The organism is Alicyclobacillus shizuokensis NBRC 103103 (assembly GCF_001552255.1).
GTDB classification, from domain to species: domain Bacteria; phylum Bacillota; class Bacilli; order Alicyclobacillales; family Alicyclobacillaceae; genus Alicyclobacillus_G; species Alicyclobacillus_G shizuokensis.
Window position 1 is genome coordinate 123,032 of record NZ_BCQV01000013.1, and the last position, 10,826, is coordinate 133,857.

Below are 10,826 nucleotides of genomic sequence, written 5' to 3' on the forward strand. Positions count from 1 at the left end.
CACCCACCGTACCGTGCAACTGTTCTCGGACTGCTTCCCGAGTGGACCGAGCGATGTTTTATTTTATAGTAAATATAAAATATAAAGTCGAATTTGTAAAGATAACACCTCTTCTGCTGAGGACAGCTGAATTTCCTAGCCCCGAGTGGCGCAGGAACGTGTCCATGCACTGCGGCACGGACGGAGACGCCACGACCCCCCACGGGCAAAACCACGGATCAAGGGGTCGTGGAACTCATGACGAAAATGCTGGAAGGCCATGTTGAAGCCGCGCTGGCCAGGCTTGGACGCCTCGGTAGTGGCTGCCACCGCAGTGGGAGTGAACGCGCACTCGAACATTCCCATAAGTGCCCCGCAGACAAGCATGAGCACGAGGCCGTTGGCCAGGCCCGTAAAGATAGACAGAAATGAAAATGCCACAGCTGCGGGAATGAGCACCTTTCGGCGTCCACTCGCGATTTCATGGGCCGCGCATGGCCATGAAGTGACGGCGCCGCCCACTCACATGGCGGGGTGGCTTGCGCGCTGCCGCCACTCAGCGTAACGCTGCTGGACCAAGGCCATGGCCACGGCGGACACCACGCTGGGCAGCGCGAAGGCGAGAAAGTCGGCGGTCAAAGACAGGTGTCCGGCCACCAACAGGCCACCCATCGTCGGTCCCAAAATGCCGCCCAGGCGGCCCACACCCAGCGCCCAGCCGATGCCGGTGGACCGCATTTCCGTCGGATAGTACTGGGACACATAGGCGTTGGACGTAATCTGCGTGCCCGTGGTGGTGGCCCCGGCGACGAACAAGAGAACATAGAGCAGACCGATGGACGGCCTCTGACTCATCGCCACCAGCGAGGCGGCCGCGATGAGAAACGATACCACCAGCACCGGTTTCGCCCCCACCCAATCCGCGATGCGCGATCCGATCACCGCACCGACAATGGCCCCGAGATTGAGCGCGAGCAGAGACCCGAGACTCGACGCCACCGCAAACCCGGCGGTCTGCATCAGCTTCGGAAGCCACGTCGTCAAGCCGTACATCGTCAACAGGCACATGAAAAACGAAACCCAAAAGAGGATCGTCGATACGCCCCGGCCTTCGCCGAACAGCCGAATGACCGGGAACCCGCTCTGCACTGGCCGTGTCAACACGTAGCGATCCTGCACGTCATAGGTCTCCCCAGACACTCGCTCAAACACAGCGGCGAGCTTGTCTGTGCGCTGTTTCTGCGAGTAAAACTGCAGGGAATCCGGCACCCACCAGACAAACAGCGGCAGCATCAGCAACGGAACGGCTCCTACCCAGAGTACGGCCCGCCAGCCGGCCGTCGGCACCAACCACATCCCGATAAGCGAAGCCACCACGCCGCCGAACGGGTGGCCGCTGAACATCACAGCGACCAACGTGCTGCGGACGGACGCCGGCGCGTACTCCGTCACCAGAGCGACCGTGTTCGGCATGATACCGCCCAGGCCCAAACCGGCGATAAACCGCAGCACTGCAAACGCCGTTGGCCCGCCGGCGAATCCAGCCAACCCGGTGAATACACAAAACACAGCGCAGCTGATCACAATCACGTTCTTGCGCCCCCACCGGTCCGCCGCAGGCCCCAGCGCGAGAGCGCCAATCATCATGCCCACCAGCGCGTAACTGTTGAGCGATCCGGCCACCACCGGGGAGATCCCCCAGTCCTTCATCAGCGACGGGACAATCGTCCCGTACATGAAGAGATCGTAACCGTCGCACATGATCATGAACGTACAGCATAAAAGGAGAAACCAATGAAAGCGGTTAACCCGAGCGCGTCCAATCACCTCATCCACCTGCACGGTTCGCACCGTCCTTCACCTCCACTCCCCCACCGGGGGTTTCGTTATCCGTCCAGCTCTGATTCCCATCAGGGGCTATCGTTGTCCATCCATCCGAGCCCTATCCTGGGCTCCCTCGCGTTATGCGTCGCCGCAGCCCAGTTCCCGGGACAGGCGGCGGCACTCCTCTTTCAACGCCTTCACAACCGGCGATGTCGCGCCCCCGTCCAACACGCCCAGAATCCCGACCACCGTGATGGCCGCGACCACTTCGCCGTCGCGCCCAAACACCGGGCAGCCAATCGCCAAAATCCCCGGCAGCAGGCTCTCTTCCGTGGTGGCAAAGCCGTTCTTGCGAATGGCCGCCAATTCGACTTCCAACGCCTCAGCGTCGATGCCGTACTCCCGCAATTCGCGACGCTGCACCGCCTCCGTCTGGGTACGCGGCAGATATGCGAGAAACACCTTACCGCCCGCCGACTTCACCGCGCTCACCTGTGCTCCGACGCGAATCCCGATGTTGACGGCGCGGGTACTCTCTTCCCACTGCAGAAAGTGCGGCCCCCGCTCCGTCCACACCGACAGCGCCACCGTCTCGTTGATACGCTCGCGCAGCCGCTCCAGCGCCGGCTTTGCCAGCCTGCGAATGTCCCAGCGGTTCGACGCCAACAGCCCCAGCGACATCAGCTCCAGTCCAATCGAGTAACGCAGGTCGTCGTCGCGCGTGAGAAACCCTGTCCGATACAAGCTGGTTAGGTAGCGGTGCAGCCGGCTCTTTGACATCCCGCATAACTCGCTGATCTCCGTGATGGACAACGGTCGATTCGCTGCCCCAATCTTTTTCAAAATCTCAATCGCTATCTCGACCGATTGGATGCCGAGTCCTGTCATGTCGCGTCGATTGGACATCCTCTGCCTCCGTCCATAAGTCGTTTCTAGCCCTTAACTCTATCAGATTCGTCCTCCCGCCTCACCCCCCAAACTATCAACAATGAGTAAATAATATTCACGATATCGTGATTATCATAGGAGGAACGCATCCGACTTGTCAATCCCCTCTGAATTCAACCGTTTACAAAACCAGCCGTGGTTGCTATAGTCAAATTAACGAATCGATAACTATATTTACTATTGGTAAAGGGGCGTGGTGCAGCTTGAAGCTTGCGACATTCAGCGAGGGTACGGGCCACCGCCTGGGCGTGGCCCTGTCTGAGGAACAGTTGTTGGACGTGGGGCGGGCCGAGCGGGCGGTGGACGCCGTCCTCCCCGGCCAGCCCGTGGGTTCAATGCTCGACTACCTGACCGGCGGAGACGCCAGCCACCAGCGGCTGCAACGCCTCGTGGAGGCGGCCCGCCAACAGCCGCGGGTGTTCGCCGATGCCTGCGTGAGCACCGCCTCCGTGCGGCTGGAAGCGCCCGTCCCGCGCCCTGGCAAGATCATCTGCGTGGGCCATAACTACCGTGAACACATCCTGGAGATGAAGCGGGAAATCCCCCAGTACCCGGTGCTCTTTGCTAAGTTCGCCAACACCGTGCGCGGGTCGGGGGATGTCATCCCGCTTCCGTCCGTAACCCAGAAACTGGACTACGAAGCCGAGTTCGCGTTTGTTATCGGGCGCACGGCCAAAAACGTGCCGCCCGAGGAGGCGCTCTCTTACGTCGGCGGCTACACCATCGCCAACGATGTGTCCGCCCGCGACCTGCAGCGCCGCACCATCCAGTGGATGCAGGGCAAGAACCTGGATGGCAGCCTGCCCCTCGGCCCTTACTTAGTCACCCCGGACGAGGTGCCCAACCCGCATGACCTAAACGTCACCCTGACAGTCAACGGCGACGTCCGCCAACGCGCTAACACCGGAACGCTGGTGTTCAATGTCAACTTTCTCGTCGCGTATATCTCGCAAATCCTCACGCTGGAGCCCGGCGACATCATTCTCACCGGTACCCCCGGCGGCGTCGGCGACGCGATGAACCCACCCCAGTACCTGAAGGACGGGGACATTGTTGAAATCACGATTGACAAGCTCGGCACGCTGACAAACCGCGTGCAGGCTGTTTGAGGAGGTGGCCTCATGAGCCAAGTGGAGGAATACCGGCAGCAAATTCACGGTCTGCTGGACGAGATGTTGTCCACCGTCACGCCGTTGCCGGAAACCGTTATCCGTTTTCAACCAGCGGCGGACAAGTGGACCATCCTGCAGGTGCTCGCCCATGTCGAGGAGGCAAACACGTTCTGGATGAATGAACTCAAGGCCACTTTGGCCGATCCAGCCCGTAAGTGGGGCCGCACGCTGCAACACGAAAGCCGCCTGGGCGCTGTCGCTCGGGCACACGACCGGACCACCCAGGATGTCGTCGAAGGGGTGCGCGCGACCCAGGACCTCATCGACCGCACACTGGCCAGCATCACCGACCAGGACTTGCAGGTGCGGGCGGATCACGTCAATCCGAAGTTCGGCAACCAGCCGCTGTCGTTTCTCCTCGATCATTTCCTGGTGGAACACATTTCGGGCCACATCGGACAGATTCGCCGCAACCTGGCGGCATACGAACAGGCCCACGGGGAGGGATTCTGATGGAGACGCACACGTTCCTCGACAGCCCGGAGGTGCAACAGTTCAACGAAGAGCTGGAAAGCGTTCACCTTGGTCCGCTGTGGCACGCCATTCCCGTCCTGATGCCAAGGGAACCTCAACCGCAGGCGGTGCCGTATCTGTGGAAGTGGCAGCTCCTGCACGACAAGCTGATGAAGGCCCGCGAAATCTTCACGCCCGAGCGGGGCGGGGAACGGCGCGCCATTTACCTGCAAAACCCCGGCCTGCGCCAACGCCAGCCGTGGGGCTGGGCGTCGACTACGCAGACCCTGTACGCCGCCGTCCAGCTGATTCTGCCCGGCGAGGCGGCCCCGTCGCACCGGCACACCCAGAGCGCCCTGCGCTTCATCACGCACGGCAAGGGCGCCTACACCATTGTCCAGGGGGAACGGGTGTTCATGGAGGAAGGCGACTTTCTCACCACCCCGCAGGGGCTGTGGCACGGGCACGCACACCCGGGCGAGGAGCCGATGATCTGGATGGACTGCCTCGATATTCCGCTCATCTACGCCATCGGCGGCACGTTTTTCGACCCGCACCCCGACCACCTGGAGTCCCCGTCCGTGCCGGACGGCCACTCGGCCCAGCGCTACCAGGGCGGCATGCTGCGCCCGATATCCGACAGGCACCCCGCCGCGGCCCCGCTCAACCGGTTCCGCTGGCGCTCGACCGAACAAGCGCTCCTCGGCATGGACGGCACGCCGCCGGATCCGTTTGACGGCTATGCGGTCGAATACATCAACCCCTCCACCGGCCAGTCGGCCCACCCGAACGTGGCGTCGTGGATGCAGCGCCTGCCCAAGGGCTTCCACTCGCTCGCGCATCGGCACACGTACGCGAGCATCTATCACGTGTTTCGCGGCAGCGGCTACACCATTGTCAACGGGCAGAAGTTTGAATGGGCAGAGGGTGATTACTTGGTCGTGCCCAACTGGGCCTGGCATGAGCATGTCAACACCGGCTCAACCGACGCCTATCTGTTCTCGGTGAGTGATCTACCCATCATGGAACGGTTCAACCTGCAGCGGGAAGAGGTGTTACCCGCAGAACATCAACCGATTGAATCGGTGTTTGAACCGGCGCTGGGCTGAGTCCTCGACCGAAACTCGGAGACTGGGGCGAAATCTCTCCCCAGTCTCCCTTCCCGTCTCAGTATTGTTTGGCCTCCTGTCTTCCTCAAGCATCCGATTTATAGTAAAGTAAGGTTGTGTTATATTGCGGTTTCTGTCGAATCCCACGAACAGTTCACGGGAACCACCGCGCTGCATCCTCAAAATTCGACAAGCGCAAGGAGCGTAAGGGCGTGGCGTCATCCAACCATTATCCCCAACACATTGCACTGGCAAATCCGAAATCGCCTATCACAGAAGCCTATAGAATGATACGGACCAATCTGCAGTTCGCAGGGGTGGCGGAAGAGACGAAGGTCATCCTCGTCACCAGCAGTGAACCGGGTGAAGGCAAAACATCGACTATATCCAACCTCGCCATCGTCACAGCCCAGTCCGGTAAGCGCGTCCTGCTCATCGACGCCGACATGCGCAAGCCACAGATTCACCAGCGCTTCCAGACCTCAAACCTGGACGGCTTGAGCAACCTGCTCATTCAGGAACGGAAGCTGGAACAGTGCATTATGTACAGCGGCATAGACAACCTGTTCCTATTATCGAGCGGCCCCATCCCGCCCAATCCGGCCGAAATGCTTGCCAGCTCCGCCTTCGCGGACCTCATGAAGTGGGCTCGCGGGGAATTTGACTACATTTACATTGACGCGCCGCCCATTTTGGCGGTGACCGATGCGCTTGTGCTGACCCGTGTTGCTGACGGAACCGTCCTTGTCGTGGACGCCCAACGCACCAACCGCAATATGGCCCAGAGAGCCGTCGGCATGCTGCGGCAGGTCGAAGCCCGCATCCTCGGGGTTGTGCTCAACCGGGTACCAAGGAAATCAGCAGGTTATTACTATTATTACTATGATTCAGGCGTTCAAGGTGGCGCACACGCAAGCACGGAGGGTCATTGATGGAAGAACTGGAGCTTCGCGAATACTGGAATGTTATTCGTAAGAGGTGGAAGATAGTCCTCGCCATCCCCATTTTGGCGGTGATTGTGAGCGGCATCCTGTCCTTCTTCGTGCTGACGCCGCAGTATCAATCCACCACTACCCTCCTGGTGAACCAAAAGTCGGATAACACCCAAAGTGGCATGGAATATCAAACCGTGATGGCCAACCAGGCATTGGTGAAAACGTACAGTGACATCATCAAGAGCGCAACCATGGAGCGGGCGGTCATCGCCGACCTGGACCTCGGCTACACGCCGCAGCAATTGGACAAAATGATTGACGTCTCAGCTCCAGACCAGTCTCAGGTCATTCAGGTGACCGTCACCAACCCAGACCCGAAACTGGCCACCCTGATTGCGAATGCGTTGGCCAACGTGTTTCAGCGCAAGGCCGAGTCCATTATGGACGTCAAGAACGTCCAAATTGTCGATCCAGCCGTCACTTCGGCCAACCCGACACCGGTGAAACCCAACAAGAAGCTGAACTTGGCGATTGCCCTGGTGCTCGGATTCATGGTCAGCATCGGACTCGCGTTTTTGTTGGAGTACTTGGATACAAGGCTGAAGACGGAGGAAGAAGTGACGCGGTACTTGCAGCTGCCCGTCATCGGTTCGATTGCCGATTATGAAGGGGAATAAAGCCTTGCTTGCGGCTTGTCTAACAGCGAGTAGGTTCTTTACAATGTTCACGTGTCTACCCGTATAAACAGACAAACTGGCGCAAGATAGGTTTGCGGACCAGTGATAGACATAGCGGTTCAATTTTATACGAAGCGAGCTGGAACCTGAACATGACATCATGATTGTGCTTTATTGAGGGGACGAAGAGATGAATGGGCTCCATACCGGAAGTTAAGACGTCGAAACGAACGAGCAATGTCTTGGTTAGCCTGATAATGCCAATTTACAACGTGGAAAATTACATCGAACAGACGATACAAGGACTGCTGAAGCAGACCCTTCAAGATATTGAGTTTATCTTGGTTGACGACGGATCGACCGATAAGACGAACGACATCGTAAGTCGATATGCCGCCATGGACCCGCGAATTCAAGTTTTGCGAAAGAAGAACGGAGGTCCTGCGTCGGCTCGTAATCATGGTTTGGCCGCAGCCACAGGTCAATACATCTGTTTTGTCGACTCCGACGATCTTTTGCCAGAAGACGCCCTTGAAGTACTGTACTTGGCGGCATGCAAGTATCATGCTGACCTGGTCATGGGTTCCATGGTCCGCTTCAGCAGCAAAGGGCGCTGGCCCGTCCGAATTCAAGTAGAAAAGGGCCTTACCATCCCTGGATTCAAGCAACTCAGCGACAATCCAGAATTATTTTACTCTGTCGGTCCCTGTGCAAAACTCTACAGACGGGATCTCATCCAAGATATCCGTTTCCCCGAGCACATTACCCTGGGTGAGGATCAACCGTTTGTCATTCAAGCCTATTTGCGCGCCCATCGGATATACTCGGTTGGCTCAGTCGTTTATTATTACCGCGTCCGGGAAGACGGAAACAACTCACTGACACAAGAAGCCTTAGCAAAGCCGCTTTCAGCCCTGGAGAACCTGTACGAAATGGTATCCTTAAATACGTCTCTTCTGGTTCACAACCGGGACTTGTTGTGTAACTATTTGGAACGAGTCGTATCCATGGATATTTGGCCGCGCCTAATGTCGGCTCTTCGAACACGAGATGTTCATGTTCAAGCAGCGACGTTTGAGTCTCTGAATAACTGGATTCGTGATTGGGACAGTGAGTTACTGGTGTCGGTCCCCGGCGTGCGTTATTGGTTTGTGAAAGGTGTTATTGATCGCCTCCATCAGGTTCGACTCGGTGCATATCGACCCTATTGGCGACTTCTGAATACCATATTCTCGAAGCTGGACTCCTCTGCGAAAGACGCATTTCGCAGACGACATCCCAAGGTATTCAGAGTGGCGACCAAGGCCATACGGCGTCGCAGCACGATACCATTCTGGTGGTTCGTTCAACAGAGAAAAGGTAGACAGCTAAGAACCAAATTGACGTCCGCCTTTCTCCGACGGGTAGTCTTCACTTTCGGGAAGATATTCCCGGGCAGATCGCGAAAAATTGTTCTTGCAACCAGCAAGGGGAATCAACTACGAGGTAACCTCAAGGCTATCTATGACCACATTTTCTATACAAACGATGTGTCGCGGCTACGAGTGTACGGTGCGCACAAAAGGGGATTTCTGCAGAAATGCTGCCAGTTCTATAACTTTGGCAGTGCTGCCACCATCGTCCTGGATGATTACTATAGACCCTTATACAACTTGCTAGCCAGAAAGGACACAGCGGTAGTCCAGACTTGGCATGCTTGCGGTGCATTCAAGAAGTTTGGATTCAGCGCCATAGGCCAGGTGGACTCCAACTCTGACGAATTCGAACGAAGAGCTCATAGAATTTATACAGCGGCGGTGACAGATTCTCGGTCAGTTGTACCGCACTATGCCGAAGCTTTTGGTATGCCAGAGAGTACCGTGTTGCCTATAGGCGTACCCCGTACAGACATGTTTTTTGATCAGGAACTCATCGAATATACCAAGCGGCGGTACCTAGGTGAATATCCAATTCTGCGCAGAAAAAAGATACTCTTATACGCACCGACCTTCCGTGGTCGACCTGGTCAACGGGCCAAATTCAATCTGGACCTTGATCTACGTCTCATGCAAAGACATTTGTCATCGGAGTACCGACTCATTCTCAAGCTGCATCCTGTGGTCAAGAAAGCCATTCGACTGAATGAGGAGCTCACAGACTTTGTCTTGGACTTGTCTTCGGTCCAAGATGTGAATGAGCTCCTGTTGATCGCCGACCTGCTGATCACGGATTACTCGTCTATCGTATTTGAGTTCAGCCTGCTCCGTAGACCGATCATATTTTACGCTTACGACTTGGAAGAGTATCTCTCGGAGCGAGGGTTTTATTATGACTATACAAAGTTTGTTCCTGGACCCATCGCTCGAACGACCGAAGAAGTCGTTCGCCTCATCTCGGCCGGAGCATTTGATTTGGATCGGATAGAAAGGTTCTCGGAACATTTCTTTGACCACCGTGACGGGCTTTCATTGCACCGGTTCATGCAGGCATTCACGCATCATGAAGCGAAATGGAAGGGGAAGGATCTCCGTGGACGAGCTGCAACCAGTCCTATGCTTGGTAATCGCGGTTGATGAACTGAGTACTAGCCATGACAAATTTCTCGCGGATACACCAGCAGATTCTTCCGACCTTGCGCGCGAATACTGTTTCCTATGCCGGAGAGAGGCCCACATGAGTGATGGTGACTTGTTGGCAGTGAAGAACTCAAGCAGGGTTGTTGTTTCAAGCGAACCGAATAACATCGCATACAACCTATCCCAGTTGCTTGACAAAACGTCGGCGGCATATTATTGGTTTCCGCAGGGCACGGATAGTCACGAGTATTCTGTCGGGGAGATCGTTCGTCTGGTCGCCGAAGTCGGCCTCCATGACAACGACGTGATCGTCTTTCGCTCGCATAGCGACTCCCCCAGGCAATTTTCACGAATTGAAGAGGTGCCATCCTTACTGCACGACGCCGAAATCAACCATATGGTGTTTCATCGTAACCTGTTGGAGAATCTGTCACGCGAAATCCACAGCGCCAGCAGACAATATGACCAATACGAATGGAAAGCCCGCGCCCTGCTCAATGCTGACTGGATCCATGTATACCCTCTCGCTCGGCAGCCATTGCTCCGAATCCCCTCGATAGGGGAGGAGTCTTCTGATTCAAGAATCAGAACCCAAATCGAAACGACTATCCAGGAGTTCACAGAAGCGCTTTCCAGCTTCTCGGAGAATGTCAGCAGACTCCATATAAACAAATACATTCGCGGGGAATTGATTGCAAACTACTGTGAGGAGTTGATGAGCGGCTACATTGGACCCCTGTACCAAGAGGTTGTGAGCAGGCGAAATCGGAAAGAACAATCCATCATGCTTACACTTATTTACAGGTGGCTGAACACATTAGACAAAAGGACCTTAAATTCTGTACCCTCAATTCCATATTACTTCGTGCGAAACACAATCGATCGGTATCTATCATTGTCCTGGTTTACCAGACGGAAACACTTGCGCATTTTGACATATATACTGACGAATATGCATTATAATGTTTTCCAAGAATACCGCTCGCGACACAACAAACTTTATCCAGCTGCCATGAGAGCGGCCCAATGGAAATCGACTCTTCCAATTTTCCTCTACTTACTCCGGCGGAAACTCAAGGCTAAGAGAGGAGATGAATCATCGACGGAGGTACGGCGTTATTCTGCATGATTTCCATCCTTGTTCTGAGCATTGAGATGGAGTGATGCCTTATAA

10 protein-coding genes are annotated in these 10,826 nt (G+C 56.0%); 7 read left to right on the forward strand and 3 right to left on the reverse strand.

Annotated features, from left to right (window positions below; all coding sequences use genetic code 11):
- Positions 1-135: 135 nt before the first annotated feature.
- The 3 genes from ASH01S_RS19660 to ASH01S_RS07105 all read right to left on the reverse strand — a co-directional run bounded on the left by ASH01S_RS19660 (position 136) and on the right by ASH01S_RS07105 (position 2,709).
- Positions 136-501 (reverse strand): MFS transporter, encoded by a 366-nt coding sequence (locus ASH01S_RS19660; protein WP_083516901.1) that lies wholly within the window; start codon positions 499-501, stop codon positions 136-138.
- Positions 502-1,830 carry an MFS transporter gene (locus ASH01S_RS07100; protein WP_067925687.1) on the reverse strand — a complete coding sequence of 443 codons (1,329 nt, stop codon included), beginning with the start codon at positions 1,828-1,830 and terminating at the stop codon, positions 502-504.
- Positions 1,831-1,941: 111 nt separating this feature from the next.
- Entirely contained in the window at positions 1,942-2,709 is a 768-nt protein-coding gene (locus tag ASH01S_RS07105; RefSeq protein ID WP_067925690.1) for an IclR family transcriptional regulator, read from the reverse strand.
- 245 nt (positions 2,710-2,954) lie between these two features.
- Here ASH01S_RS07105 and ASH01S_RS07110 point away from each other — a divergent pair, with 245 nt between their 5' ends.
- The 7 genes from ASH01S_RS07110 to ASH01S_RS07140 all read left to right on the forward strand — a co-directional run bounded on the left by ASH01S_RS07110 (position 2,955) and on the right by ASH01S_RS07140 (position 10,781).
- Entirely contained in the window at positions 2,955-3,860 is a 906-nt protein-coding gene (locus ASH01S_RS07110; RefSeq protein WP_067925693.1) for a fumarylacetoacetate hydrolase family protein, read from the forward strand.
- 12 nt (positions 3,861-3,872) lie between these two features.
- Positions 3,873-4,376, forward strand: coding sequence for a DinB family protein (locus ASH01S_RS07115; RefSeq protein WP_067925696.1), 504 nt, complete (start codon positions 3,873-3,875; stop codon positions 4,374-4,376).
- Positions 4,373-5,485, forward strand: coding sequence for a cupin domain-containing protein (locus ASH01S_RS07120; RefSeq protein WP_083516908.1), 1,113 nt, complete (start codon positions 4,373-4,375; stop codon positions 5,483-5,485). The genes ASH01S_RS07115 and ASH01S_RS07120 overlap by 4 nt, the downstream gene beginning before the upstream one ends.
- Positions 5,486-5,772: 287 nt before the next feature.
- Positions 5,773-6,417 (forward strand): CpsD/CapB family tyrosine-protein kinase, encoded by a 645-nt coding sequence (locus ASH01S_RS07125; RefSeq protein ID WP_083516902.1) that lies wholly within the window; start codon positions 5,773-5,775, stop codon positions 6,415-6,417.
- Positions 6,417-7,097 (forward strand): YveK family protein, encoded by a 681-nt coding sequence (locus ASH01S_RS07130; protein ID WP_067925706.1) that lies wholly within the window; start codon positions 6,417-6,419, stop codon positions 7,095-7,097. The genes ASH01S_RS07125 and ASH01S_RS07130 overlap by 1 nt, the downstream gene beginning before the upstream one ends.
- A 194-nt stretch (positions 7,098-7,291) precedes the next feature.
- Entirely contained in the window at positions 7,292-9,649 is a 2,358-nt protein-coding gene (locus ASH01S_RS07135) for a bifunctional glycosyltransferase/CDP-glycerol:glycerophosphate glycerophosphotransferase (protein WP_067925709.1), read from the forward strand.
- 100 nt (positions 9,650-9,749) lie between these two features.
- The gene (locus ASH01S_RS07140) at positions 9,750-10,781 is read left to right on the forward strand and encodes a hypothetical protein (RefSeq protein WP_067925712.1); all 1,032 of its coding nucleotides are present in this window, start codon (positions 9,750-9,752) and stop codon (positions 10,779-10,781) included.
- Positions 10,782-10,826 lie beyond the last annotated feature (45 nt).

Excerpts from the sequence above, each read along its gene's own strand:
- ASH01S_RS07115 (WP_067925696.1), top strand. The coding sequence starts at position 3,873 with ATGAGCCAAGTGGAGGAATACCGGCAGCAAATTCACGGTCTGCTGGAC.
- ASH01S_RS07130 (WP_067925706.1), top strand. The coding sequence starts at position 6,417 with ATGGAAGAACTGGAGCTTCGCGAATACTGGAATGTTATTCGTAAGAGG.
- ASH01S_RS07105 (WP_067925690.1), bottom strand. The coding sequence starts at position 2,709 with ATGTCCAATCGACGCGACATGACAGGACTCGGCATCCAATCGGTCGAG.
- ASH01S_RS07125 (WP_083516902.1), top strand. The coding sequence starts at position 5,773 with ATGATACGGACCAATCTGCAGTTCGCAGGGGTGGCGGAAGAGACGAAG.
- ASH01S_RS07140 (WP_067925712.1), top strand. The coding sequence starts at position 9,750 with ATGAGTGATGGTGACTTGTTGGCAGTGAAGAACTCAAGCAGGGTTGTT.
- ASH01S_RS07135 (WP_067925709.1), top strand. The coding sequence starts at position 7,292 with ATGGGCTCCATACCGGAAGTTAAGACGTCGAAACGAACGAGCAATGTC.